This window comes from Serratia sp. AKBS12 (assembly GCF_024793895.1).
Taxonomy (GTDB): Bacteria; Pseudomonadota; Gammaproteobacteria; order Enterobacterales; family Enterobacteriaceae; genus Serratia_F.
Genome location: NZ_JANUSB010000017.1, coordinates 59,489 through 84,139 on the forward strand (window position 1 = coordinate 59,489; position 24,651 = coordinate 84,139).

Here is a 24,651-nt window from a genome sequence, read left to right on the forward strand (position 1 = left end):
GTCCGTTATGCATGCAGTGAGGCCATGTCAATGACAAAGCGATATTTCACGTCGCTTTTCAGCATCCGCTCATATGCCTGGTTTATATCCTGTATCGCAATCACCTCAACGTCGGAGGTAATTCCATGCTGCCCGCAAAAATCCAGCATCTCCTGCGTTTCGGCAATACCGCCGATGCACGAGCCAGCCACCGAACGACGCCCTAAAATCAGCGGAACGGTGTTCAGCATCGGATCGATATCCCCCAGGAAACCGACAAATACCAGCGTACCGTCCAGCGTCAGGGTCGACATATACGGATTGATATCATGAACGTACGGCACGGTATCAATAATCAGATCGAACTTCCCTGCCACTTCGGCCATTTGCGCGTCGCTGCTGGACAGGATGACGTGATGCGCACCCAGCCGGCGAGCGTCCTCTTCTTTCGACGCCGAACGGGTGAATAGCGTAACATCGGCACCCAGCGCATTCGCCAGCTTCAGCGCCATATGCCCCAGCCCTCCCAGCCCGACCACCGCCACCTTGCTGTCTTTGCCGATATTCCAACGGCGCAACGGCGACCAGGTGGTGATGCCGGCACACAACAGCGGCGCCGCCGATGAGAGATCCATGCCTGCGGGAATTTTCAGAACGAAATCTTGCGTCGTCACCATGGTTTGCGAATAACCGCCGTAGGTCGGCAGGCTGTCATGAGGATCGACGCCATTATAGGTCTGAATATTACCCTGTTCGCAGTACTGCTCCAGTCCCTGCTGACACGGCTGGCATTGGCGACACGAATCCACCATGCACCCCACGCCGACAATATCGCCGAGCTTGATCCCCGTCACCTGGTCACCTACCGCCGTCACACGCCCAATCACCTCATGGCCTGGTACCAGTGGATAAAGGCTGATCCCCCAATCATTGCGCGCCTGGTGTAAATCCGAATGACATACACCGCAATAAAGAACCTCGAACACCACGTCATCCGGGCGCGGATCGCGGCGAGTAAATTCAAACGGAGCCAGCGGCACCTGCGCTGACTTTGCTGCATAACCAAGCACTTTCATCATCTAGACTCCTGTTCGGCGGGAAAGCTAACAATGAGCAACGGCGGCTCTACGTGGGTTATTGCTGATACTGTTCGTCGCTGACTTTTTCCATCCACTCAACCGGGCTGCCGTTGAGTGATTCGGCAATCGCGATATGCGTCATTGCCGTGGTCGCGGTTGCACCATGCCAATGTTTGACGCCCTGCGGGATCCAGACAATATCACCTTGATTGATTTCCTGTACTGCCTCGCCCCACTGCTGGAGCCAGCCACGACCCTGGGTGACGATCAGCGTTTGCCCCAGCGGGTGAGTGTGCCAGGCGGTACGCGCACCCGGTTCAAAGGTGACGGTCGCACCGCCCACCCGCGCCGACTCGCTGCCCTGGAAAGGCGCATCGATACGCACCTGGCCGCTGAAATAGGCGGCCGGGCCAGCTTGCGACGGTTGTGAACCACTGCGTTGAATTTTCATTTTTTCCTCCACGTCGGCATACGCTGCCGGGGTTAACATAGACATCATCACCGCTGATGCTGCGAGTAATTTCATAATCGCTCCTCATTAAGGTTTAGCCGATTCGACATCGAGCTGCTGCAGATTCGGCATGCAGCGGTTTTTTACCGCCAACGGTGATGGCAAGAATAACAGCGACGGGCTTAGCCGATTAGAGTGCGAAATAAGAATGGGCTTATGAGGTAAACTCATTAAACCTGCAGGTTCGATTATGCTAAAAGTCATCACTTTCACGCCGGCGAAAGCGACCGTTGACACTGGTAACCTCTCAGGCAGAGACACCACGCCTTGTAGATAGCTTGCATGGGCTATTTTTACCATTAATGGCAATCGTATTATCTGCCGGAGCTGTAATACCGCTGCGCTTTATGAGGTAATCCTTGAGAATGTACAAAGTCCCTGTGCAACTGCCAGAGATTAATCACGCTAAGAGGCGTAGGTAAAGAAGATGCTTATTGAAGTCGCATGTTGTGGGGGAACAGTGACTTTAGTAGAGATTGGGAGAAGTGAAAATGGTACGCCCTACAGGGCTCGAACCTGTGACCTACGGCTTAGAAGGCCGTTGCTCTATCCAACTGAGCTAAGGGCGCATTGGGATGCGGCAACTGAAGTTGCGGGTTGGATTATACGGTCAGAGGTTATTGAGTCAATGCCTTTTCATAACCTCGCCGCGCCAAGCGCGCCTTATGCTGTTTTTTCACCCAGCGCAATGGCTTACCAGCCACTATCTGGCCGTACGCCGTGATATTTTTGCCGTCGGCAACCCGCCCAAGCCGGCAAAAAACGCACGGAATGAGGGCGTTTTGGCCACGGTAAACGATGCATATCCTTATTCAGCGCCTGACAGCGCGCTCAGCTTCTGACAAAATAGCCGCATCCCCCGCTTTTCTTATTTGATGGATTTCCACACCGATGGCAGCAAAGATTATTGATGGTAAAACGATTGCGCAGCAGGTTAGAAACGAAGTGGCTGAGCAAGTTAAACAACGCCTGGACGCGGGAAAACGCGCGCCAGGCCTGGCAGTCGTGCTGGTTGGCGAGAACCCGGCCTCGCAAATTTACGTTGCCAGCAAGCGCCGTGCCTGTGAAGAAGTGGGTTTTGTTTCCCGCTCTTACGATCTGCCGGCCTCCACCAGCGAAGCCGAACTGCTAAAGCTGATCGACCAACTGAATGTCGACAGCGACATCGACGGTATTCTGGTGCAGCTGCCGCTGCCGGCCGGTATCGATAATGTCAAAGTGCTGGAACGCATCAATCCGGACAAAGACGTCGACGGCTTCCACCCCTACAACGTCGGCCGCCTGTGTCAGCGTGCGCCCAAACTGCGCCCCTGCACCCCACGTGGCATCGTTACGCTGCTGGAACGTTACAATATCGATACCTACGGCCTGAATGCCGTGGTGGTCGGCGCCTCCAACATCGTCGGCCGACCGATGAGCATGGAATTGCTGCTGGCCGGGTGTACCACCACCGTTACCCATCGCTTCACCAAGAACCTGCGTCACCACGTCGAAAATGCCGACCTGCTGGTGGTGGCGGTAGGCAAACCAGGCTTTATTCCCGGCGACTGGATCAAACCGGGTGCGATCGTGATTGATGTCGGCATCAACCGCCTGGAAAGCGGCAAGGTGGTCGGCGACGTAGAATTTGACGTTGCCAGCCAGCGCGCGGCCTATATCACGCCAGTGCCGGGTGGAGTCGGTCCGATGACCGTTGCTACACTGATCCAGAATACCTTGCAGGCCTGCGAGGAATACCACGACGTTCAACCTAAATAAGTAAGGCAGTATGGAAATTTTTAATCTGGAAAGTCACCCTCATGTCGAACTGTGCGATCTGCTGAAGTTTCAGGGCTGGTGCGAAAGCGGCGGTGCCGCCAAAGAAGTCATCGCCGAAGGGTTGGTGAAGGTTGACGGCAAGGTGGAAACACGTAAACGCTGCAAGATCGTTGCCGATCAGGTGGTCGAATTCGCCGGCAGTAAAGTGACCGTAAAACCCTGAATGCGGTCAATTGAAAAAGGCGCCTGAGGCGCCTTTTTTATTACCGGCACAAACTTACTTGCGCCGCCAGGTGGTGCCCTGCGGGCCATCTTCCAGCACGATGCCCATTTCGTTCAGGCGATCGCGCGCGGCATCCGCCAGCGCCCAATCCTTGGATTTGCGCGCATCGTTACGCTGTTTGATCAACGCCTCGATTTCCGCCACTTCTCCGTCGTCAGCCTGTGCGCCACTTTGCAGGAACGCTTCCGGTTCTTGTTGCAGCAGGCCAAGCACCCTGGCCAGTTTACGCAGTTCCGCCGCCATTGCGTTAGCCGCCGCCATGTCTTCGTTCTTCAAACGGTTCACTTCACGCGCCAGATCAAACAGAGCGGAATAGGCTTCCGGCGTGTTGAAGTCATCATCCATCGCTTCACGGAACCGTGCCTCGAACTCTGCGCCACCCGCGGGAGCCGCCAACGGATCGGTACCGCGCAGCGCGGTGTACAAGCGTTCCAGCGACGCGCGTGCCTGCTTGAGGTTCTCTTCGCTGTAGTTCAGCTGGCTGCGATAGTGGCCGGACATCAGGAAGTAACGCACGGTTTCTGCGTCGTAATAGCCCAATACGTCGCGAATGGTGAAGAAATTGTTCAATGACTTGGACATCTTCTCTTTGTCGATCATCACCATACCGGAATGCATCCAGTAATTGACGTACGGGCCGTCATGGGCGCAACTGGACTGGGCTATTTCGTTTTCGTGGTGCGGGAACATCAGATCCGAACCACCGCCATGAATATCGAAATGGGTACCGAGCTGCTTGCAGTTCATCGCCGAGCATTCGATGTGCCAGCCAGGACGGCCTTCACCCCACGGCGACTGCCAGCTCGGCTCACCCGGCTTGGACATTTTCCACAGCACGAAGTCCATCGGGTTGCGCTTGACGTCGTCAACTTCAACGCGCGCACCGGCCTGCAACTGGTCCAGATCCTGGCGCGACAACAGGCCGTAATCCGGATCGCTGTCGATGGCGAACATCACGTCACCGTTGCTGGCGACATAGGCGTGATCGCGGGCGATCAAACGCTCGGTGATCTCGATGATCTCGGCGATATGCTGTGTGGCACGCGGTTCCTGATCCGGGCGCTCGATCAGCAGCGCGTCAAAATCGGCGTGCATTTCTGCCAGCATGCGACCGGTCAGTTGATCGCAGGTTTCGCCATTCTCCGCCGCACGGCGGATAATTTTGTCGTCAACGTCGGTCACGTTGCGCACGTAATTCAGATCGTAACCAAGATAACGCAGATAACGCGCTACCACGTCGAAAGCAACAAAGGTACGCCCGTGACCAATGTGGCACAGGTCATAAATGGTTACCCCGCACACATACATACCGACTTTTCCGGCATGAATAGGTTTGAATTCCTCTTTTTGACGACTCAGGGTATTAAAAATCTTTAGCATCGGGACATTCCGTGGTGTGCGTAGTAACAGTATTAATAACAGGGATCAGCGTATTGAACCGCGAAGGCCGATCTAATGCAAGGTCAAGGCCAAGGTTTGCGCTACCGGGCAACAGAAATCTGCGGCCCGGCTACAATAGGTTATAACATAACACCACCTATCGTGACGATGGCGTGTCCGGTTGCCGCTACTGACTCGTTAAGGGAGATATGTTATAAGGTCGTTCTGATTGTTCACACCTGTTTTGTGGCATCTCACTTCATCTTGTTAGGATTAAAACTATGGTTACTTTCCACACCAATCACGGCGACATCGTCATCAACACCTTCGCAGACAAAGCACCGGTCACCGTTGAAAACTTCCTGAACTACTGCCGCTCTGGTTTCTACGACAACACCATTTTCCACCGTGTTATCAATGGCTTTATGATTCAAGGCGGTGGTTTTGAACCTGGCATGAACCAGAAGAACACCCAGGCGCCAATCAACAATGAAGCCAACAATGGCCTGAAAAACACCGTTGGCACCCTGGCAATGGCGCGTACCAACGATCCACATTCCGCTACCGCGCAGTTCTTCATCAACGTAGCAGACAACGACTTCCTGAACTTCCGCGGCGAGAACGCGCAGGGCTGGGGATACTGCGTATTTGCCGAAGTGGTTGAAGGCATGGACGTGGTCAATAAAATCAAGGGCGTGAAAACCGGCCGCAGCGGCATGCACCAGGACGTGCCGGTAGAGGACGTGGTGATCACCAGCGTTACCGTCAGCGAGTAATCGCGGCGGCATGAGCACGCTGTTTATCGCAGACTTGCATCTATGCGCACAGGAACCGGCAATTACTGCCGGTTTTCTGCGTTTTTTACAGCAAGAAGCCGTTCAGGCGGATGCGCTCTACATTCTTGGCGATCTGTTTGAAGCCTGGATTGGCGACGACGACCCCGAACCACTGCACGCTGAAATCGCCGCCGCCTTGAAAGCGCTGCAACAGGCTGGCGTTCCGTGCTATTTCATCCACGGCAACCGTGATTTTCTGCTCGGCAAACGCTTTGCCAACGCCAGCGGCATGACGCTGCTGCCGGAACAGCAAGTGCTGGAGCTGTACGGTCGACGGATACTGATCCTGCACGGCGATACCCTGTGCACCGACGATCTGCCCTATCAAAAATTTCGCCGTCGGGTACATAACCCCCTGATCCAGAAACTGTTCCTGGCGATGCCTTTACGCTGGCGCCTGAAGATCGCCGCCAATATGCGGGCGCGCAGCCAGCAAAGTAATCAGCATAAATCGCTGGACATCATGGACGTCAATCCACAGGCGGTTGAGCAGGCGATGGTGCAACACCGGGTACGCTGGATGATCCATGGCCATACCCACCGCCCTGCGGTGCATTCGTTGCAACTCGCCAACGGCGAAGCGCAGCGGGTGGTGCTTGGCGCCTGGCATCATCAAGGTTCGATGGTCAAGGTCACCGCCGACGCCGTTGAGCTGATCCAATTCCCGTTCTGATTGCCACGCTGACGCTGTGCTAAAAATTTTAGCGCTTTTGACGGCGAAAAGCGGCCACGCAACCGTTTTCCTCGCCGTGTACCCATGATATGCTCTACGCCCTCAAACGGCCTGCCTCCGCTGGCATCCGGCCGATGCGTGAACAATCTACAGGAGCCTTACACCCATGGGAGCCAACGCTGCTTCAGCCACCAACACCGAGGCTAAAATCGCAATTGTAATGGGATCAAAAAGTGACTGGGCCACCATGCAATTCGCGGCCGAGGTTCTGACTTCACTTGATGTTCCGTTCCATGTCGAGGTCGTCTCCGCTCACCGCACGCCGGATAAACTGTTCAGCTTTGCCGAACAGGCAAGCGCCAACGGGTTTGACGTGATTATCGCCGGTGCCGGCGGTGCAGCGCATCTGCCAGGCATGCTGGCGGCGAAAACGCTCGTGCCGGTGCTGGGTGTACCGGTGCAGAGCGCGGCGTTGAGCGGCGTTGACAGCCTGTATTCCATCGTCCAGATGCCACGTGGCATTCCGGTCGGCACGTTGGCGATCGGCAAGGCAGGCGCAGCGAACGCCGCGTTACTGGCGGCGCAGATTGTGGCACTGCATGATACCGCACTGGCGCAGCGTCTGGCCGACTGGCGTCAGGCACAAACCGATGAAGTACTGAACCATCCAGACCCGCGGGAGGACGCATGAAACCGGTTTGCGTACTCGGCAACGGACAGCTCGGGCGCATGCTGCGCCAGGCCGGCGAACCGCTGGGCATCGCCGTTTACCCTGTCGGGCTGGACGCCGAACCCGAAGCGGTGCCGTACCAAAACAGCGTGATTACCGCCGAAATCGAGCGCTGGCCGGAAACGGCGCTGACGCGCGAACTGGCGACGCATAACAGCTTCGTCAACCGCGACATATTCCCGCGCCTGGCCGATCGCCTGACGCAAAAACAGCTGCTCGATCGGCTCAATCTGGCTACCGCGCCGTGGCAACTGCTGGCGGATGCCGCCGAATGGCCGCAGGTGTTCGCCTCATTGGGTGAACTGGCGATCGTCAAACGCCGCGTCGGCGGCTATGACGGCCGCGGCCAGTGGCGTTTGCGCAGCGGTCAGCAGCACGAATTGCCGGCCGATGCATACGGCGAATGCATCGTCGAACAGGGCATCAACTTTTCCGGTGAAGTGTCGTTGGTCGGTGCTCGCAGTCATGATGGCCAATGCGTGTTCTATCCGCTGACGCACAACCTGCATGAAAACGGCATTCTGCGTACCAGCGTGGCGCTGCCTGCGCCAAACCCGGCGTTGCAGCAGCAAGCTGAACAGATGCTGGCGGCGATCCTGCATGCACTCGACTACGTCGGCGTGATGGCAATGGAATGCTTTATCGTTGGCGACGAACTGCTGATTAACGAACTGGCACCGCGGGTACATAACAGCGGGCACTGGACGCAGAACGGCGCGTCAATCAGCCAGTTTGAGCTGCATCTGCGGGCCATTCTCGGCCTGCCGCTGCCCAAACCGGTGGTCAATACGCCGTCGGTGATGGTCAATCTGATCGGCACCGCAGTGAATACCGCCTGGCTCGGTCTGCCGCTGGTACATTTGCACTGGTATGACAAAGAGGTGCGCGAGGGTCGCAAAGTGGGTCACCTCAACCTCAACGATCCCAACGCCGACGCGCTGGCGCAGACGCTTGGAGATTTGGCACCCCTGCTGCCAGCGGAATACTGCAGCGGCCTCGACTGGGCGCGGCAAATGCTGGCATAGTCTGCATCAACCGGCGGCAAAAAGGGCGTGGTTCCACTGAACCGCGCCCTTTTTTATTGCCGCGCCAGCGCAACCAGCGACTGCCCACCGTCGGCGCCAAGCGCCAGGGCAATTGATGAGCAACCCAATGGCCGACGCAAACGCCGCCACAGGGCTGATCAGATCGCTCCGGCGTTAACCTTCGTAGCTGCGGAACAGCGCCTGGCCACGCAGTAATCGCACTCCCAGCCAGCCGCCGCACAGTGACAGCAGCAACGCGCTGAACAGTGGCAATGACCACCATAACAGCGGCGTTGGCTGCCAAGGGAAGTCAAACACCCGGCTTTGCAGTAGCCACAGCGCCGCCTCTGCGCCGATCGCCGCGGCGATCCCCGCCACCAGCCCGAGCAGTGCGAACTCGCACCATAGCGTACCACGCAGCAAACGCTTGCTGGCGCCGAGCGTGCGGTACACCACCAGTTCCTGCCGCCGTTGGCGCATGCCGACCTGCACCTGCGCCAGCAACAGCAAACCGCCGCACACCACCACCAGCACCACCATCACCTCCAGCGCCCGGCTAACCTGCTGCAACACGCCGCCGACCTGTTGCAGGATGGAACCGATATCCATCAGGCTTAGGGTCGGGAATTGCCGATTCAATTGCGTCAGCATGCTGCCGTCACCGTCGTAACGAAAGCTGGTCAGCCAGGTTTGCGGCTGGCCGTCGAGCGCGTGCGGCGGGAAGATAAAATAGAAGTTGGGTTTCAGGCTTTCCCAATCCACCTGCCGCAGGCTGGTTACCTTGGCATTGAACGACTGCGTATCGCCGCTGAAGGTCAGCGTATCGCCCAGCTTCACCTTCAGTCGCTCGGCGATACCGGCATCCATTGACACTTCACCGGCCTTCGGTGGCCAGTATCCGGCGGTCAGCGGATTGTGATCCGGTCGTGCCGCCAGCCAGGTCAGGTTCAGCTCGCGGTTGACCGCCTCGCCCCCCGGATCGTCCTCACGCACCAGTTCGGTCGCGACCTGTTGGTTAATTTCCGTCAGGCGTACGCGTACAATCGGATAATAGGTTTCCTCTGGCACCTGATGCTGTTGCAGGAAAGCCTTCACCTGCGGTACCTGTTCACCGGTCATGTTCAACAGGAAGTAGTTCGGCGTATCCGGCGGCAACTGCTGCTGCCAACGATCCAGCAAATCGCCGCGTAGCACCAACAGCAACGCCAGCAGCATGAACGACAGCGAAAAGGCCGCCAACTGGCTGACCGTCACCCACGGCTGGTGCAACAGCCGGTTGACCGCCAGGCGCAGCGCCAGATTGCGCAGCGTGATACGACGCAGTAACAGCAGACTGCCCCAGCCAATGCCACCCAACAGCAGCGCCAGCACCAGCATGCCGGCCAGAATCGACCACAGCAGCGTGCTGGCCCCCATCAGCACCGTCAGCAACGCCACTACCACGATGGCGGTTGCCGGCAGGAAGTAGCGCAGCGGCCAGACATTGGCCACCACATCGCGCCGCAGCACGCGCAGCGGCTGGGTGGCCAACAGTTGGCGATACGGCCGTACGCCGACCAACAGGGAAATCAGCACCAGCGCCCCCAACGACCACAACCACGGCCAGCCGCCTGCCGCCGGCAGTTCGCCCGGCAACACCGGTGCCAGCAACTCGATCAGCAACGCCTCAAACCCCAGCCCGATTGCGCTGCCGCACAGCGCTGCCAGCGCCAGAACCGCCAGCCACTGGCCGATAATCAACCGGCGTAGCGCCCGGCGGCCGGCCCCCAGGGTTTTCAACACCGCGATCAGATCGTAACGGCTGCGGCAATAATGGCTCATCGCCACCGCCACGGCAGCGATTGACAGCAGCAACGTCAACAACGCGGACAGCAGCAGAAACTGTTGCGAACGTTGCAGCGACTTACCCAGCGCCCCGCCAGAATTTTCCAAACCAAACCAGCGCTGGTCGGCTTTCAGCTGTGGAGTCAGACGCGTCTCATAACGCGCCAGATCGTCCGCAGCACCGGCAAACATATAACGATAGGTCAAGCGACTACCGGGCTGCACCGCACCGGTTTTGTCAACGTCCGCCATGTTGATCAGAATGCGCGGCGCGGTCTGGAACGGGTTAAAGCCCGAATCCGGCTCCTGCACGATCTCCCCGGCGATACGCAGCCGGGTGTCCCCCACCTCCAGGCTATCGCCAACCTTCACTCCCAGTAACGCCAGCAGGCGCGGCGCCACCAGCACCGTTCCGGGTTGCGGCTTGACGTTTGCCGGCCGCGTCTCAAGACGGCCATACAGCGGGTAGGCCAGATCGGTCGCCTTGACGTTCGCCAGCTGCGGCCTGTCACCGGCATAGGTCATGGTGGTAAATGACAATTGGCGGCTGACCTGCAAGCCCTGTTGTTGCGCGTCAAGCAGCCACCCTTCCGGTACTGGCCGCGCGCTGCGCAACACCCGATCGCCGGCAATGAAATCCCGACTCTGCTGGCTGAGTCCTTTATCCATACGATCGCTGATGCTGCCGAGCGCCAGCACGCAGGCCACCGACAGTGTCAACGCCAGCCAGACAATCAGCAGCGAAGGCGAACGCCATTCGCGCCAGAACCAGCGCCAGATCATGCTTCCTCCCACAGCTTGCCTTCACGCAAGCGCAACCGACGCTGACAGCGGGCTGCCAACGTTTCGTCGTGGGTCACCAGGATCAGCGTGGTGTCAAAATCACGGTTCAAGGTAAACAGCAGATCGGCGATGCGCTCGCCGGTCTGGCGGTCAAGATTGCCGGTCGGCTCGTCGGCAAACAGCACCCGCGGCCGGCCGCTAAAGGCACGCGCCAGCGCCACCCGCTGCTGCTCACCACCAGACAGCTGCGCCGGCAAATGACTTAGCCGCTGCCCCAGCCCAAGCTGTTCCAGCAATTGCACCGCCTGTTCGCGGCTCTGGCGATCGCTTTCGCCACGCAGCAACGCCGGCAGTTGTACGTTTTCCAATGCGTTGAGCGTCGGCACCAGCATGAACGACTGAAATACAAAGCCGACATTGTTGGCGCGCAGTGCGGCACGCCCTTCTTCGTCCAGCGCGGTCAGCGATTCGCCCAGTAAATGAACATCACCAGCGCTGCCGTCATCCAGTCCGGCCAGGATCCCCAGCAGCGTCGACTTCCCCGAACCAGACTCGCCAATCAGGGCAATTGTCTGTGCAGGTTTGACAACCAGCTCGACTCCGGTAAGGATGGTGAGCTGATGCTCACCCTGACCAACGTGTTTACTAAGATGATGAACTTCAAGAACGTTTTCCGCTGGCATTTTCCCTTCCTTTTGCTGTTGGGCTTATTCGGTTTACGTGCGGCGGCTGCCGATACGTTATTGATTCTTGGCGACAGTTTAAGCGCCGGCTATCGGCTGCCGGTCGCACAGGCCTGGCCGACGCTGCTGGCCAACCAATGGCAGCAGCAACCCGGTGCGCCGACGGTGATCAACGCCAGCATCAGTGGTGATACCGCTGCTCAAGGCCTGGCACGCTTGCCGACGCTGTTGGCGCAGCACAAACCGCGCTGGGTGCTGATTGAACTGGGAGCCAACGACGGCTTGCGTGGCTTCCCGGCGCAGGATGTACAGCGCGATCTCGGTAAGATCATTACCCTGGTGCAACAGGCCGGCGCCCGGCCGCTACTAATGCAAATCCGCATACCGCCGAACTACGGACGCCGTTATACTGAGGCCTTCAGCGCGATTTACCCGCAATTGGCCAAACGGTTCAACATTCCGCTGGTGCCGTTTTATATGGAGCAGGTGGCTATCAAAGCGGAATGGATGCAGGATGACGGTTTGCACCCCAACCGCGACGCGCAGCCGTTTATCGCCACCTGGATGGCGGAGCGCCTGAAACCGTTAGTAAAACATGAGTCTAATTAAATAGGGTTGTACACTAGGTAAAGTTATGCAAAAAGCGGTATTGATAACCGGTTGTTCCAGCGGCATTGGCCTGATCGCAGCTCAGGACCTGCGTAACCGTGGCTACCGCGTGCTGGCGGCCTGTCGTAAAGCACAGGACGTCGACAACATGCGGCAGCTCGGGCTTGAGGGCATCGAGCTTGATCTGGACGACAGCGCCAGCGTTGAGCGGGCGGCGGCGCAGGTGATCGACATGACCGGTGGCCGGCTATACGGCCTGTTCAACAATGGCGGGTTCGGGGTATACGGCCCGCTCAGTGGTATTTCCCGCCAACAGTTGGAACAGCAGTTTTCCACCAACCTGTTCGGCACCCACCAACTGACGCAACTGCTGTTGCCGGCCATGCTGCCCCATGGCGAAGGGCGCATTATTCAGACCAGTTCGGTGATGGGGCTGGTGTCCAGCGCCGGGCGTGGTGCCTATGCCGCCAGCAAATTCGCGCTGGAAGCATGGTCAGATGCATTGCGCATGGAACTGCACGGCACCGGTATTCAGGTCAGTCTGATCGAACCCGGCCCGCTGACTACCCATTTCACCCAGAACGTCAACCAAACGCGTAGCGATCGACCGGTACACAATCCGGGGATTGCCAAGCGACTGACGCTACCGCCAGAGGCGATATTGCCAAAATTGCGCCATGCGCTGGAAAGCCCGAAAGCGCGACTGCGCTATCCGGTGACCCTGCTGGCCCATGCCTTGAGCGTACTGCGCCGTATTTTACCCGGTCGCGCGCTGGACTGGCTGTTGCGCAGCAACGGTTAATTTCATTGCGGGGTTGAACGATGTCCCCCCTGCCCCCACCTAATGTTAATCAGACTTGCACGATCAGAGAGAAACCCATGCTAGCTCCGACTGTTATTGATATTAACGAAATGAATCTGCAGCAAACGCTGGAACAATCGATGTCCGTTCCGGTGCTGTTCTACTTCTGGTCCGATCGCAGCCAGCACTGCCAGCAACTGACGCCGTTGCTGGACAAGTTGGCGACGGAATACGCTGGCCAGTTCGTGCTGGCAAAAGTGGATTGCGATGCCGAACAGATGATTGCCTCGCAGTTCGGACTACGTTCGATTCCTACCGTTTATCTGTTTAAAGACGGCCAGCCGGTAGACGGTTTCCAGGGCCCGCAGCCGGAAGAGGTTATCCGCGAATTCCTGCAGCGTTTTCTGCCCAAGGCAGAAGATCTGAAGCTGGCACAGGCCAATGAACTGTTGCAGGCAGGTAACGCCATCGAAGCACTGCCTCTGTTAAAGGACGCTTGGCAGAGCAGCAATCAGCGCGGCGATATCGGGCTGGCACTGGCGGAAACCCAGCTAACGCTAAACCGCATTGAAGACGCCGAAGCGGTGCTGGCGACTATCCCGCTGCAAGATCGCGACACGCGTTATCAAGGACTGGTGGCACAGATCGAACTGATGAAACAGGCCGCCGACACGCCGGAAATCCAGCTTTTGCAACAGCAGGTCGACGCAGACCCGGCCAACGCCGAACTGGCGGTACAGCTGGCGCTGCAATTGCACCAGGTTGGCCGTAACGAAGAAGCGCTGGAACAGCTGATGGGCCACCTGAAGAAAGATCTGGCCGCCGCCAACGGCAGCGCGCGCAAGACGCTGATGGATATCCTCGCTGCGCTCGGTACCGGCGATGCACTGGCTGCCAAGTATCGCCGTCAGCTGTATTCATTGCTCTACTGATCGCCAAATGGGCGGTTTTCACCGCCCTTCTCGACGCTATCCCCTAGATAGTTCGCGTTGCATCAAGGCGGCAACGACAGGCGCCCCCGGCAGCATAGACCACTAGGTGACCGGGGTGACTGAAGGCAGCCAACGCCGAGGCAGCGTGAAATATGACGGCCATGCTATCCCCTAGATAGTTCGCGTTGCATCAAGGCGGCAACGACAGGCGTCCCCGGGAACATAGACCACTATGTGACCGGGGTGACTGAAGGCAGCCAACGCCGAGGCAGCGTGAAATATGACGGGGATATTACCGGTAGACACGCACCCCACCGTCTACCCCTTTCGGACTAAACAACACCTGCCACAGCTGAATATTACGCGAACGGAATGCGCCGGCGCAGGCATTCAGGTAGTAGGTAAACATGCGTTCGAAGCGCTCGGAGTAATTGTCCGCCAACGATGGCCATGCCCGTTTGAAGTTGTCGAGCCAGGCCATCAGGGTGCGATCGTAATCCGCGCCGATGTTGTGCCAGTCTTCCATCACAAAGCGCCCCTCGCTGGCCTCGGCAATGTGTTTTACCGATGGCAGACAGCCGTTCGGGAAAATATATTTATCGATCCAGGCGTCTACATTGAGATCGGTTTGATTGGAACCGATGGTGTGCAGCAGAAACAGGCCGTTAGGCTTCAGGTTGCGCGCCGCCACGTTAAAGTAGGTATCGTAATTTTTTGGCCCGACGTGCTCGAACATGCCTACCGAGACGATGCGGTCAAACTGCCGATGCAGATCGCGGTAATCCTGCAATAAAATCTCGACTTCCAGGCCGGCACAGCGCTGCTGCGCCATTTTCTGCTGTTCGGCAGAAATGGTCACGCCATGCACTTTTACTCCGTACTGTTCCGCGGCATATTGCGCCAACCCGCCCCAGCCGCAGCCGATGTCCAGCAACGTCATTCCTGGCTGCAAGCGCAGCTTTTCGCAGATCATCTTCAGCTTGTTTTGCTGCGCCTGTTGCAGCGTATCCGCGTCTTTCCAGTAGCCGCAGGAATACTGCATATAGGGATCCAGCATTTGACTGAACAGATCGTTGCCAATGTCATAATGTTCCTTGCCGACCTGCCAGGCGCGTTTGCGCGATTGGCGGTTGACCAGGCGTGCATAGGCGATACGCGCTATATCCGTCAGGCTGCTCGGTAGGCGTTCATCAATGCCGGCACGTAGAATGCGGGTGAACAACATATCCAACCGTTCGCAATCCCACCAGCCATCCATATAACTCTCACCGAAACCCAGCGAGCCTTCCTGCAATATACGTTTGAACAACGCCGGATTTTTTACCTGAATATCAAACGCCTGGCTGCCATTAATGGTTATGCCAGCCTCGCCAAGCATCTCTTCAATGATTAAATACCAGCGATCTTTTTTCTGCGACAGCGCATTAATGCCGATCGAATCCATAAAAATCCTTGCCGTAAAAGACATTTCAAAAAGCATAGTCGCAAATTGAAATGACAAATTTTTGAAAGAAAGTCTTCTTCTACGGCAACTATACTCAGGGCAGGAAAGGTCATGAAATGAATTAAAATTATTAGCAATATGCCAAATTGGCATGTTTTCTGGCCCCGTCATGCCCGCCTCTCCCGGTCCCCTTAACCATGCACGCAGGTGCCTTTGGTTCCCGCCAGGATCGCGGCGGCATCACGCAGTGCGCCAATATAGGCGTTACGGCCGGTCGCCTGCACGAAATCGATCGCGGCCTGTGCTTTCGGCCCCATAGCGCCGTCATCAGCGGCAAAAGGCCGTAGCTGGGTCGGCGTCACCCGCGTTAAGGCACGCTGATGTTCGGTGCCCCAATCCTGATATACCGCGTCGGCGTCGGTGAGAATCAATAGATGATCGGCCTCTAGCCGCTGAGCCAACAGTACCGCTGCCGCATCCTTGTCAATTACCGCCTCTGCGCCACGGTAGCGACCTGCGTCAGCAAATACCGGCACGCCGCCGCCGCCGCAACAAATGACCAGCCGCCCCTGTTGCACCAGTTCGCTGATGGTGTCCAGCTCAACGATATCGCACGGCTTCGGCGAGGCGACCACCCGCCGCAAATAGTCGCCATCACGCTGCATGCGCCACCCCCATCGCCGCTCCAGCTCGCTCTGTTGCTCCAGGCAATAAACCGGACCGATAAATTTGCTCGGGTGTCTGAATGCCTCATCCCGTGCCTCGACCACCACGCGAGTCAGCACGGTAGCCACCGGCGGCATATCGGGCTGACTGCCAACTGACTGCGCCAGCATATAACCCACCATGCCCTGCGTTTGCGCGACCAGAATATCCAGCGGATAAGCAGGAATTTCCTGACAGCTCTGGTTCTGCAAGGCCAATAATCCAACCTGTGGCCCATTGCCATGCACCAGAATCACCCGGTATTCTCGTGTCAATGTCCACAGCCCCTGCACAACTGCCTCCATATTCTGATATTGATTCTCTGCGGATAATTCCTGTCCACGTGGCAATAGCGCATTCCCGCCCAAGGCAACGACGATTTTCTTCATTTTATCATCCCTTAATTAATCAACGTTAGCAGGACAAATTAAATTAAAAACTTATTTTATATGTGATCGCTGGCACAAATGGCCAACAGTAAATTTTATTTTTAAAATAACGCCGGCGCTCCACCCATCATATTTAATAAAAAACCTGGTTAGTTAATTTTTTTTAAGAAAAACGCACTATCAGTAAAAACATTATGAACAATCAATCGCCTGTGAACTCCGTCACGATGCTGGCCAATGATTTTTCGCACTCTAGCGCTAGAAAAGGCCGTGGGCCAATGAATTGTTAAATCCTTTTAACAAAAAACAGGGATTTCAATCTATTTAATCGGGGGGATAAATGAGCCATTCAACTAACGAAACGGTTATTAATGCCAAGCGAAGAATACCTGCATGGTGTATTACCATTTTCCTTTTCTGGCTTGGTTGGATATTTATGTATGCGGACCGCACCATATTAAACCCCGTCATGGGCGAACTGGAAAAGGAATTCGGTCTGAGCGGCACTCAGCTTGGGGTTCTTAATTCCGTGTTTTATTTTTCTTATGCGCTGTTGCAGGTGCCAGCCGGGGTGCTGGGCGACAGGATCGGCAGGAAGAAAGTGCTGGTTCCCGGCTTCCTGCTTTTCGGCGCTTTTACCGCCGTCACCGGCTGGGCCAAAAGCTGGAGCACCCTGCTGTGTGCCCGCGTGGTCACCGGCGCCGGTGAAGGGACCTACTATGGCCCGCAGTACGGTATATCTTCCGAACAGATCCCCAAAAAATACCGGTCGCTTGGCAGCGCCATCATCAACAGCGGCATGGCATTTGGCATTGCGCTAGGGCTGATGACCTCCAGCTGGCTGGTCTTCGACCTCGGCCACAGCTGGCGCATGCCGTTTTACGCAATGGCGGTGCCCAGCCTGCTGACCGGCCTGGCGATTTGGTGGTTCGTCAAAGAAAAGAAACGCAGCGCGCAAACCGTCGCCGCAGGTGGCCAAAAAATCAGGTTTAGCGATCTGTTCAAAAACCGCAATTTGCTGTTGGTGTACCTGATGGTGTTTTGCAGCCTGTTCGGCTTCTTTGTCATCCTGACCTGGCTGCCCTACTACCTGCAAAACGAACGCGGTATTCCCGGTTCAGAAACCGGCTTTATCTCCTCGCTGGTGGCATGGATCTCCATTCCCGGCGCGCTGCTGTTCTCCAGCCTGTCCGACCGTCTTGGCAGACGCAAGCCGTTGATTCTGCTTCTGGTGCCGCTGGCAATCCTCAGCATGATCTCGATCGTGTGGATGCCAACCATGACCGGAGTGATCGTCGCGCTGTGCATGTATGGTCTGGTGGGCAAGCTGGCGCTAGATCCGGTGCTGATCGCACTGGTGGCCGACAGCGTTGATGAACACAACTACGGTTCGGCCTTTGGCCTGTTCAACTTTATCGGTATGAGTTCTTCCATTTTGGCGCCGATTATCGCCGGTATGGTACGCGATATCACCGGCAGCCTGGCCGCCAGCTTCTACTTTTCCGCTGCGCTGCTGGCTGTCGGCCTGTTCGGCATGCTGTTCCTCAAGGAAAAGAAAACCCCAGAGGTAATACTATGATTCATGCGTTTATTAAAAAAGGCAGCTTTCAGGATTCAGTCAGTCTGATGCTGATTTCGCGCCGGCTCAGCGAGTCAGATGCGGTAGACGAGGTATCGGTAATGATGGGAACCCCGGCCAACAAGACGCTGCTGAAGGCGACCGGCTTTTGGCATCCGCACTTCACCGATGCCACGCCCAATGACATCTGCGTGGCCATTCGCTGCGAGCACCGACAGGACAGCATCACCGACAGCGTACGCCAGCAGTTGGAGCAGGCGCTGAACACCGTCAGCCAGGGCAACGGCAACGGGCAAGCGCTGCCGACGGCCCGTCGCTGGCAAAGCGCATGTGAAAAATTGCCAGATGCCAACCTGACACTGATTTCCGTTGCCGGCGAGTACGCCGCGGAACTGGCCGAGCGCGCGCTGGAACGGCAGCAAAACGTAATGATCTTCTCCGATAATGTGTCGCTGGAGCAGGAGGTGGCGCTGAAACAACGGGCACGCGCCCGGCAATTACTGGTCATGGGACCAGACTGCGGCACTGCGGTGGTTGCCGGCGTACCGCTGGCCTTCTCCAACGCACTGCCGACCGGAAGCATCGGCATCGTCGGCGCCTCCGGTACCGGTATACAGGAACTGGCTTCGCAAATTGCCCTGATGGGCCAGGGCATTACCCATGCGCTTGGCCTCGGAGGCCGCGATCTGAGCGCCGAAGTGGGCGGCATCAGCGCGCTGACCGCTCTTGAGATGCTGGCGGGCGATCCACACAGCAAAGTGATTGCCTTCGTTTCCAAGCCGCCGGCAGCGGTGGTGCGCCAGACGGTTCTGACGGCAATGAAAGCGATTGGCAAACCGGTGGTGGCCCTGTTTCTTGGCTCCAGTCCGCCCCTGCGACGCGACGGCAATGTCTACCTCGCCAGTACGTTGGCGGAGGCCGCTCGGCTGGCGGTGATGCTGGCCAACGTTGCAGCCGTGGCCAGCACGCAGCCAAAGGTGATCGAGCGGAAAATTATCGGGCTGTTCACCGGCGGTACGCTGGCGGCGGAGGCCGCAATGATCCTGGGCGAACATCTCGACGCCAAGTCGGATCAACGGCATACGCAGGGGATCATGTTCCAGGCTGCCGGGCATCAGTTGATCGATCTGGGTGATGATGTTTATACCGTGGGCAAACCGCATCCCATGATCGACCCCACCGCCCGCCATCAACAGATCCTGGCACTGGCGGAACGGCCCGAGATCGGCGTACTGCTGCTGGACGTGGTGCTGGGTTACGGTTCACATGCCGATCCGGCAGGCATGGCGGCCAACGCCGTGACCGAACTGCGCGCTCGGCGCGGCACCAGCACGCCGTTGGTGGCGATCGCAACCATTACCGGAACGGAACAGGATCCCCAACAACGCAGCGTACAGCTCAATACCCTGCTCAACGCCGGCATCGTGGTTATGAACAATCTGGAAGAAGCCGTGCTTTTGGCATTGCAGCTGATAACCCCGGGTCCGGGCGACGGATTTGCCCCGCTTCATGCCCTGCTGCAAGACGCCAGGGTCATCAATGTCGGATTGCGCAGCTTCGCCGATGAGCTACAGGCCAACGGCTGTCCGGTGGTGCATTACCAATGGTCGCCGGTAGCCGGCGGAAACGCGCAGTTAGCCAATTTATTGAAACAATTAGATTAAAAGGATCGGTTATGTATTCATCTATCACCGCAGCCAATCAGGCGGTCATTGAACGTATCAGAACAGCCAGGCCACACTGGGTTGGCGTCTGTCCCGCACAGCAAGCAGTGCCACAGCTCGCCAACGGTAAAAAACTGCTGCATGCCGGTCCGCCGCTGGACTGGGGTGCCATGACCGGGCCAATGCGCGGAGCCTGCATCGGCGCCGCTATTTTTGAGGGCTGGGCCGGCAGCGAAGCGCAAGCGCTGTCTTTGTTTGATACCGGTGCCGTGGAATTCATCCCCTGCCATCACGTCAATGCCGTGGGTCCGATGGGCGGCATTACCTCCGCCAACATGCCGGTGGTGAAGGTAAAAAACCTGACCCATGGCAATATGGCATATTGCAACCTGAATGAGGGTATCGGCAAAGTAATGCGCTTCGGGGCATATGATGATGAAGTTCAGCGGCGTTTGCATTGGATGCGCGAGGTTCTGGCACCGGTGCTCAACGATATACTGGTGCAGATGGAAGACGGCATTGACCTCGGCGCGCTGATGGCACAAGCCATTACCATGGGTGACGAATTCCACCAGCGTAATATCGCCGCCTCCTCCCTGCTAATGCGCATGCTGGCAACCGGCATTGCCCAACTGCCACGGGACAAAAATCAGCTGGCGGAGGTGCTACGCTTCCTCAGTATCACCGATCAATTCTTCCTGAACCTGGCAATGGCCTATTGCAAGGCCGCCATGGATGCCGGAGCTGCCGTCAAGGCAGGTTCGATTGTCACCGCAATGACGCGCAACGGACGCGATTTCGGCATTCGCGTCAGCGGGTTGGGAGAACGTTGGTTTACCGCCCCGGTAAATACTCCGCAGGGGTTGTACTTCACTGGCTATAGCCAACAGGACGCCAACCCCGATATTGGCGACAGCGCGATTACCGAAACGCTGGGCATTGGCGGTGCCGCGATGGTCGCAGCACCCGGCGTTACGCGCTTCGTCGGCGCCGGCGGCGTTGCGGCGGCACTGGCAACCTCCGAAGAAATGGCAGAAATCTACCTGGAACACAACCCGCTGCTGCAAATCCCTACGTGGAACTTCCAGGGAGCCTGTCTGGGATTGGACGTCCGTCGGGTGGTGGAGACCGGGATCACCCCGCTGATCAATACCGGGATCGCGCACCGCAATCCCGGCGTTGGACAAGTGGGTGCCGGCACGGTACGGGCACCACTGCCCTGCTTCGAACAGGCGCTAATCGCGCTTGCCGAAACGATGAATATTAGCGGCTGACTTATGCGGGCCGCAGCGGCGGCCCGCTCAACCGGAGGAATAGTGTCCAGTTATGTGCCGTTGGCCATCAGCCAATCTCTATCGCTCCGCCCCACCTCACTGCGTTGCATCGGTATATTCGGCAAAGCCATCAATCTGCTGACTACCGACGATCGCCTGCTGGTGTTACAACGCTACGGCCATGGCCTAAGCCCAATGGGGATGCTGATACGTGGCACAGATTTTAACGCCATAGCGCAGGCGCTGGGCCGTGACGATACCTTACGCCTGTGCTCCTCCGGTCTGCACCATCGTCGCTTTTCCATTGGCGTTACCGCCCGGCGTATCTCGCTGACAATGCCTCCGTTAACCCTATTGCCCCACTGCCTGGATAGATTACTCGCCGGCCAATCTCATGCTACCGGCCTGTTTGGTCCACTGGAGCAGGCGATAAAGCAGCCGCTCTCGCCATGGTTGCACGATTTACGCCAACATCTGTTCCACTGGTTGACGGGGCACCCCTGCGACTTTACGCCTTTTATCGGGCTTGGTCCGGGTCTGACGCCCAGCAGCGACGATATGCTGATTGGCGTCATGGCATTGCTGCATAGCGATCGGCGCTCTCGGTCACGAATGCAGCAGCTTTCCCTCCTGCCGCCGTCCTGCACGCTGCGCAGGCTCACCGCCAGCGTCAGCCGCAGCTATTTGCAGCACGCGGCCGCAGGGAGATTCTCCTCAACCTTGTTAAGCCTGTTGCAGCGTTTGGCACAAGGGCGTGGAAGCCACTCGCAAATCGGACATTTTTTGACGTTAGGCCACTACTCCGGTGCCGATACCCTGTTAGGGTTAGCCATGGCTAACCATTGGCTCGGTGATTTTTATCAGGGAAGTGACGCTTATGCTTGATCAAGAAACTATTCGTACCTTTATCAAGGTTGCCGAGAGCAGCAGTTTTTCCAAAGCGGCAGAAACGCTGTTCAAAACGCCGGCGGCTATTAGCTATCGCATTAAAATGCTGGAAGAGAACGTCGGGACTCAGCTGTTCCTACGCACCACCCGTACGGTGCAACTGACGCCGGCCGGGGTACACCTGCTGGAACGCTTTCGTCAGTGGCTGGCCTGGTTTGACGCCATGCCCGGCGAATTACAGCAGATCAATCACGGCGTCGAACGCCAGGTCAACATCGTTATCAATAATCTCTTGTACAGCCCGACGGCGGTAGCCCAACTGCTGACGCATCTGCATCAACGATTTCCGTTAACGCAGTTTCTGCTGTCGCGGCAGGTGTATATGGGGGTATGGGATACACTGCTTAACGAAGGTTTTCAACTGGCTATTGGCGCCACCGGCTATGAGTCACTGGCTAACCACGTCAGCATATTGGAGCTCGGCGGCGTAAGCTGGCGGTTTGTCGTAACGCCGCAACATCCGTTGGCCAGCACCACGGGGGTGTTGGACGAAGATCGGCTGCGTGCCTACCCGGCAATTAATGTCGAGGACACCTCGCATAATCTGACCAAACGTATTGCCTGGCTATTGCCGGGTCAAAAAGAAATCAAAGTTCCCGATTTGCGCAGCAAGCTAGAATGCCATTTGCAGGGGCTTGGCGTAGGATTTTTACCGCTGAGCCTCTGTCAGCCATATCTGCAATCCGGCCAGTTGATCGCCCGTGAGATGGTCAACCAACGCCAGCCGTCGCCGTTGTCCCTCGCCTGGCATAACCACAGCGGTAGCGCGGTGGCTGAAACCGTCGCTTTATTTACCAACAAAGCGCCCTGCATCGCCCAGTTTCTGAAAAATATCGACCTCCCGAGCTGATGCGTTGGGTTTTCCCCAGCGGATGGCGTAATATCTATTTACATATGTCTGACAGGAGGTTATGCCATGTTTACCCTCATTCCCATCATCATCGTCGTGGCGCTGATCGTGGTGTTCGCTGGCGTCAAAATTGTGCCACAAGGTTACCAATGGACGGTAGAACGCTTTGGCCGCTACACCAAGACGCTGATGCCGGGCCTGAATCTGGTAGTGCCATTCATGGACCGTATTGGTCGCAAAATCAACATGATGGAACAGGTACTCGACATCCCGTCGCAGGAAATCATTTCACGCGACAACGCCAACGTCGCCATCGACGCCGTGTGCTTTATTCAGGTGGTCGACCCGGCACGTGCCGCCTATGAGGTCAGCAACCTCGAGCTGGCAATCGTCAATCTGACCATGACCAACTTCCGTACCGTTCTCGGCTCGATGGAACTGGATGAAATGCTGTCGCAGCGCGACAGTATCAACAGCCGACTGCTGCATATCGTCGACGAGGCCACCAATCCGTGGGGCGTCAAAATCACCCGTATCGAAATTCGCGATGTGCGTCCACCGGCCGAGCTTGTCGCCTCGATGAACGCGCAGATGAAGGCGGAACGTACCAAACGTGCGGACATTCTGGAAGCCGAAGGGGTACGGCAGGCCGCGATACTGCGCGCCGAGGGAGATAAACAGTCACAAATCCTCAAGGCGGAAGGCGAGCGCCAGTCGGCCTTCCTGCAGGCAGAAGCGCGAGAACGTGCGGCCGAAGCCGAAGCCCGTGCCACCCAACTGGTGTCCGACGCGATAGCAAACGGGAACATTCAGGCGGTGAATTACTTTGTCGCGCAGAAGTACACCGACGCGTTGCAAAAAATCGGCTCCGCCAACAACAGTAAAGTGATCATGATGCCGCTGGATGCCAGCAGCCTGCTCGGCTCGATTGGCGGTATCAGCGAATTGCTGAAAGACGGCAAAGGCCAATAATGATGCTGGAACAGATTGCGGCACATCCACACTGGTTCTGGCTTTCGCTCGGCGGACTGCTGCTGGCGGCGGAAATGCTTGGTGCCAGCGGCTACCTGTTGTGGAGCGGCGTGGCCGCGGTAGCGGTCGGCGCCATCGTCTGGCTGCTGCCGGCCATCAGTTGGGAATGGCAGGGCGTACTGTTCGCCATTTTGGTGATGTTGGTGGCCTATCTATGGTGGTACTGGCTGCGACAGCGTCCACAGGAAACCGGCGGTAGCACGGTGCTTAATCAACGCAACCGCCAGTTGATCGGCACCCGTGCCACGCTGAGCGAACCGATACGCAATGGCGTGGGGCGGATAAACATCGGTGACAGCAGCTGGCGTGCGCAGGCAGCACAGGATTTACCGGCCGGAACCGAAGTAGAAGTGATTGCGGTCGACGGCGCTACGCTGGTGATCCGCGCGCTTAATCGCTAATGTTTATGGCAGCAGCCTGCCAGATTGTTAATGATCGGGCAGTCTGCACCATCATCCCCCGGGCACTGCTCCGCCAGCAGCAACAGGCGCTGACGCATTTCGCCCAGTTCATGAATGTGCTTTTCAATATCGGCCACTTTTTGCAACGTGCGGGCTTTGACATCGGCGCTGTGCCGGCCGGGATCGTTAAACAACGCTACCAGCTCCCGGCATTCGTCCAGATTAAAGCCAACCTGACGCGCCTGGCGCAATAATGTCAGTTCTTCTATATGTTTCGGGCTGTAGCTACGGTAGCCGTTTTCGCTGCGCATCGGCGCGGTAACCAAGCCTTTTTCCTCGTAAAAACGAATGGCTTTGCTGGTTAAACCGGTTTTTTTGGCAACATCGCTAATATTCATTCTCCCCCCTTGACCTTACCCTTGCTGGAAGGTTTAAGCTCATTCTTAATGAAAAGAGTTAAGACGGTCAAGTCTTAATC

General features: G+C 57.3%; 24 protein-coding genes and 1 tRNA gene. 16 read left to right on the forward strand and 9 right to left on the reverse strand.

Features of this window, described 5'->3' with window-relative positions:
• Window positions 1–5: 5 nt before the first annotated feature.
• The 3 genes from NYE85_RS21415 to NYE85_RS21425 all read right to left on the reverse strand — a co-directional run bounded on the left by NYE85_RS21415 (window position 6) and on the right by NYE85_RS21425 (window position 2,138).
• Entirely contained in the window at window positions 6–1,055 is a 1,050-nt protein-coding gene (locus tag NYE85_RS21415; RefSeq protein ID WP_309600889.1) for an NAD(P)-dependent alcohol dehydrogenase, read from the reverse strand.
• Window positions 1,056–1,113: 58 nt separating this feature from the next.
• Window positions 1,114–1,548, reverse strand: coding sequence for a cupin domain-containing protein (locus NYE85_RS21420; RefSeq protein ID WP_259007003.1), 435 nt, complete (start codon window positions 1,546–1,548; stop codon window positions 1,114–1,116).
• Between the two features lie 513 nt (window positions 1,549–2,061).
• A tRNA-Arg gene (locus NYE85_RS21425) sits at window positions 2,062–2,138 on the reverse strand.
• 322 nt (window positions 2,139–2,460) lie between these two features.
• Here NYE85_RS21425 and folD point away from each other — a divergent pair.
• The gene (folD, locus tag NYE85_RS21430; RefSeq protein WP_259006732.1) at window positions 2,461–3,327 is read left to right on the forward strand and encodes a bifunctional methylenetetrahydrofolate dehydrogenase/methenyltetrahydrofolate cyclohydrolase FolD; all 867 of its coding nucleotides are present in this window, start codon (window positions 2,461–2,463) and stop codon (window positions 3,325–3,327) included.
• Between the two features lie 10 nt (window positions 3,328–3,337).
• Entirely contained in the window at window positions 3,338–3,550 is a 213-nt protein-coding gene (gene ybcJ / locus NYE85_RS21435) for a ribosome-associated protein YbcJ (protein ID WP_004954409.1), read from the forward strand.
• 54 nt (window positions 3,551–3,604) lie between these two features.
• Here ybcJ and cysS read toward each other — a convergent pair whose 3' ends face one another.
• Window positions 3,605–4,990 (reverse strand): cysteine--tRNA ligase, encoded by a 1,386-nt coding sequence (gene cysS / locus NYE85_RS21440; protein ID WP_259006733.1) that lies wholly within the window; start codon window positions 4,988–4,990, stop codon window positions 3,605–3,607.
• Window positions 4,991–5,271: 281 nt separating this feature from the next.
• On the opposite strand from cysS, the gene ppiB reads away from it, so the two are divergent.
• The 4 genes from ppiB to purK all read left to right on the forward strand — a co-directional run bounded on the left by ppiB (window position 5,272) and on the right by purK (window position 8,254).
• Entirely contained in the window at window positions 5,272–5,766 is a 495-nt protein-coding gene (ppiB, locus tag NYE85_RS21445) for a peptidylprolyl isomerase B (RefSeq protein ID WP_259006734.1), read from the forward strand.
• A gap of 10 nt (window positions 5,767–5,776) precedes the next feature.
• Entirely contained in the window at window positions 5,777–6,499 is a 723-nt protein-coding gene (locus NYE85_RS21450) for a UDP-2,3-diacylglucosamine diphosphatase (RefSeq protein ID WP_259006735.1), read from the forward strand.
• A 166-nt stretch (window positions 6,500–6,665) separates the two neighbouring features.
• Window positions 6,666–7,190 (forward strand): 5-(carboxyamino)imidazole ribonucleotide mutase, encoded by a 525-nt coding sequence (purE, locus tag NYE85_RS21455; protein WP_259006736.1) that lies wholly within the window; start codon window positions 6,666–6,668, stop codon window positions 7,188–7,190.
• Window positions 7,187–8,254: a 5-(carboxyamino)imidazole ribonucleotide synthase gene (purK, locus tag NYE85_RS21460; RefSeq protein WP_259006737.1), complete on the forward strand. Its 1,068-nt coding sequence runs from the start codon at window positions 7,187–7,189 to the stop codon at window positions 8,252–8,254. Before purE ends, purK begins: the two co-directional genes overlap by 4 nt.
• A 174-nt stretch (window positions 8,255–8,428) precedes the next feature.
• Here purK and ybbP read toward each other — a convergent pair whose 3' ends face one another.
• Window positions 8,429–10,861, reverse strand: coding sequence for a putative ABC transporter permease subunit YbbP (gene ybbP, locus NYE85_RS21465; protein ID WP_259006738.1), 2,433 nt, complete (start codon window positions 10,859–10,861; stop codon window positions 8,429–8,431).
• Complete coding sequence (gene ybbA, locus NYE85_RS21470; protein WP_259006739.1) at window positions 10,858–11,544, reverse strand: putative ABC transporter ATP-binding protein YbbA; 687 nt, start codon at window positions 11,542–11,544, stop codon at window positions 10,858–10,860. Before ybbA ends, ybbP begins: the two co-directional genes overlap by 4 nt.
• Here ybbA and tesA point away from each other — a divergent pair.
• The 3 genes from tesA (at window position 11,515) to NYE85_RS21485 (ending at window position 13,887) form a co-directional block, all read left to right on the forward strand.
• On the forward strand, window positions 11,515–12,153 hold the full coding sequence (gene tesA, locus NYE85_RS21475; protein WP_259007005.1) for a multifunctional acyl-CoA thioesterase I/protease I/lysophospholipase L1: 639 nt from the start codon (window positions 11,515–11,517) through the stop codon (window positions 12,151–12,153). The genes ybbA and tesA overlap by 30 nt on opposite strands.
• 25 nt (window positions 12,154–12,178) lie before the next feature.
• Entirely contained in the window at window positions 12,179–12,955 is a 777-nt protein-coding gene (locus NYE85_RS21480; RefSeq protein WP_259006740.1) for an SDR family oxidoreductase, read from the forward strand.
• 77 nt (window positions 12,956–13,032) lie between these two features.
• Entirely contained in the window at window positions 13,033–13,887 is an 855-nt protein-coding gene (locus NYE85_RS21485) for a co-chaperone YbbN (RefSeq protein WP_259006741.1), read from the forward strand.
• Window positions 13,888–14,179: 292 nt separating this feature from the next.
• Here NYE85_RS21485 and cfa read toward each other — a convergent pair whose 3' ends face one another.
• Both cfa and NYE85_RS21495 read right to left on the reverse strand, forming a co-directional pair.
• The gene (gene cfa / locus NYE85_RS21490; protein ID WP_259006742.1) at window positions 14,180–15,331 is read right to left on the reverse strand and encodes a cyclopropane fatty acyl phospholipid synthase; all 1,152 of its coding nucleotides are present in this window, start codon (window positions 15,329–15,331) and stop codon (window positions 14,180–14,182) included.
• 191 nt (window positions 15,332–15,522) lie between these two features.
• Entirely contained in the window at window positions 15,523–16,425 is a 903-nt protein-coding gene (locus tag NYE85_RS21495) for a carbamate kinase (protein WP_259006743.1), read from the reverse strand.
• A gap of 340 nt (window positions 16,426–16,765) precedes the next feature.
• Between NYE85_RS21495 and NYE85_RS21500 the strand changes: the two genes are divergently transcribed.
• The 7 genes from NYE85_RS21500 (at window position 16,766) to NYE85_RS21530 (ending at window position 24,173) form a co-directional block, all read left to right on the forward strand.
• On the forward strand, window positions 16,766–18,004 hold the full coding sequence (locus tag NYE85_RS21500; RefSeq protein WP_259006744.1) for an MFS transporter: 1,239 nt from the start codon (window positions 16,766–16,768) through the stop codon (window positions 18,002–18,004).
• Complete coding sequence (gene fdrA, locus NYE85_RS21505; RefSeq protein WP_259006745.1) at window positions 18,001–19,668, forward strand: acyl-CoA synthetase FdrA; 1,668 nt, start codon at window positions 18,001–18,003, stop codon at window positions 19,666–19,668. Before NYE85_RS21500 ends, fdrA begins: the two co-directional genes overlap by 4 nt.
• Before the next feature lie 11 nt (window positions 19,669–19,679).
• Window positions 19,680–20,942, forward strand: a complete 1,263-nt coding sequence (locus tag NYE85_RS21510; RefSeq protein WP_259006746.1) for a DUF1116 domain-containing protein — start codon at window positions 19,680–19,682, stop codon at window positions 20,940–20,942.
• 42 nt (window positions 20,943–20,984) lie between these two features.
• Window positions 20,985–21,827: a DUF2877 domain-containing protein gene (locus tag NYE85_RS21515; RefSeq protein ID WP_259006747.1), complete on the forward strand. Its 843-nt coding sequence runs from the start codon at window positions 20,985–20,987 to the stop codon at window positions 21,825–21,827.
• Window positions 21,820–22,740, forward strand: coding sequence for an HTH-type transcriptional activator AllS (gene allS / locus NYE85_RS21520; RefSeq protein ID WP_259006748.1), 921 nt, complete (start codon window positions 21,820–21,822; stop codon window positions 22,738–22,740). Before NYE85_RS21515 ends, allS begins: the two co-directional genes overlap by 8 nt.
• Before the next feature lie 66 nt (window positions 22,741–22,806).
• Entirely contained in the window at window positions 22,807–23,712 is a 906-nt protein-coding gene (locus NYE85_RS21525; RefSeq protein WP_259006749.1) for an SPFH domain-containing protein, read from the forward strand.
• Window positions 23,713–23,714: 2 nt separating this feature from the next.
• Window positions 23,715–24,173 (forward strand): NfeD family protein, encoded by a 459-nt coding sequence (locus NYE85_RS21530; protein ID WP_259007007.1) that lies wholly within the window; start codon window positions 23,715–23,717, stop codon window positions 24,171–24,173.
• Here NYE85_RS21530 and cueR read toward each other — a convergent pair.
• Window positions 24,170–24,571: a Cu(I)-responsive transcriptional regulator gene (gene cueR / locus NYE85_RS21535; RefSeq protein WP_259006750.1), complete on the reverse strand. Its 402-nt coding sequence runs from the start codon at window positions 24,569–24,571 to the stop codon at window positions 24,170–24,172. The two genes, NYE85_RS21530 and cueR, sit on opposite strands and share 4 nt — an antisense overlap.
• Between the last annotated feature and the right edge of the window lie 80 nt (window positions 24,572–24,651).

Excerpts from the sequence above, each read along its gene's own strand:
- fdrA (WP_259006745.1), top strand. The coding sequence starts at position 18,001 with ATGATTCATGCGTTTATTAAAAAAGGCAGCTTTCAGGATTCAGTCAGT.
- NYE85_RS21450 (WP_259006735.1), top strand. The coding sequence starts at position 5,777 with ATGAGCACGCTGTTTATCGCAGACTTGCATCTATGCGCACAGGAACCG.
- NYE85_RS21530 (WP_259007007.1), top strand. The coding sequence starts at position 23,715 with ATGCTGGAACAGATTGCGGCACATCCACACTGGTTCTGGCTTTCGCTC.
- NYE85_RS21480 (WP_259006740.1), top strand. The coding sequence starts at position 12,179 with ATGCAAAAAGCGGTATTGATAACCGGTTGTTCCAGCGGCATTGGCCTG.
- ybcJ (WP_004954409.1), top strand. The coding sequence starts at position 3,338 with ATGGAAATTTTTAATCTGGAAAGTCACCCTCATGTCGAACTGTGCGAT.
- allS (WP_259006748.1), top strand. The coding sequence starts at position 21,820 with ATGCTTGATCAAGAAACTATTCGTACCTTTATCAAGGTTGCCGAGAGC.
- cysS (WP_259006733.1), bottom strand. The coding sequence starts at position 4,990 with ATGCTAAAGATTTTTAATACCCTGAGTCGTCAAAAAGAGGAATTCAAA.
- ybbP (WP_259006738.1), bottom strand. The coding sequence starts at position 10,861 with ATGATCTGGCGCTGGTTCTGGCGCGAATGGCGTTCGCCTTCGCTGCTG.
- ybbA (WP_259006739.1), bottom strand. The coding sequence starts at position 11,544 with ATGCCAGCGGAAAACGTTCTTGAAGTTCATCATCTTAGTAAACACGTT.
- NYE85_RS21485 (WP_259006741.1), top strand. The coding sequence starts at position 13,033 with ATGCTAGCTCCGACTGTTATTGATATTAACGAAATGAATCTGCAGCAA.
- NYE85_RS21500 (WP_259006744.1), top strand. The coding sequence starts at position 16,766 with ATGAGCCATTCAACTAACGAAACGGTTATTAATGCCAAGCGAAGAATA.
- NYE85_RS21495 (WP_259006743.1), bottom strand. The coding sequence starts at position 16,425 with ATGAAGAAAATCGTCGTTGCCTTGGGCGGGAATGCGCTATTGCCACGT.
- NYE85_RS21415 (WP_309600889.1), bottom strand. The coding sequence starts at position 1,055 with ATGAAAGTGCTTGGTTATGCAGCAAAGTCAGCGCAGGTGCCGCTGGCT.
- cueR (WP_259006750.1), bottom strand. The coding sequence starts at position 24,571 with ATGAATATTAGCGATGTTGCCAAAAAAACCGGTTTAACCAGCAAAGCC.
- folD (WP_259006732.1), top strand. The coding sequence starts at position 2,461 with ATGGCAGCAAAGATTATTGATGGTAAAACGATTGCGCAGCAGGTTAGA.
- NYE85_RS21510 (WP_259006746.1), top strand. The coding sequence starts at position 19,680 with ATGTATTCATCTATCACCGCAGCCAATCAGGCGGTCATTGAACGTATC.
- NYE85_RS21420 (WP_259007003.1), bottom strand. The coding sequence starts at position 1,548 with ATGTTAACCCCGGCAGCGTATGCCGACGTGGAGGAAAAAATGAAAATT.
- ppiB (WP_259006734.1), top strand. The coding sequence starts at position 5,272 with ATGGTTACTTTCCACACCAATCACGGCGACATCGTCATCAACACCTTC.
- cfa (WP_259006742.1), bottom strand. The coding sequence starts at position 15,331 with ATGGATTCGATCGGCATTAATGCGCTGTCGCAGAAAAAAGATCGCTGG.
- purE (WP_259006736.1), top strand. The coding sequence starts at position 6,666 with ATGGGAGCCAACGCTGCTTCAGCCACCAACACCGAGGCTAAAATCGCA.
- purK (WP_259006737.1), top strand. The coding sequence starts at position 7,187 with ATGAAACCGGTTTGCGTACTCGGCAACGGACAGCTCGGGCGCATGCTG.
- NYE85_RS21525 (WP_259006749.1), top strand. The coding sequence starts at position 22,807 with ATGTTTACCCTCATTCCCATCATCATCGTCGTGGCGCTGATCGTGGTG.
- tesA (WP_259007005.1), top strand. The coding sequence starts at position 11,515 with ATGAACTTCAAGAACGTTTTCCGCTGGCATTTTCCCTTCCTTTTGCTG.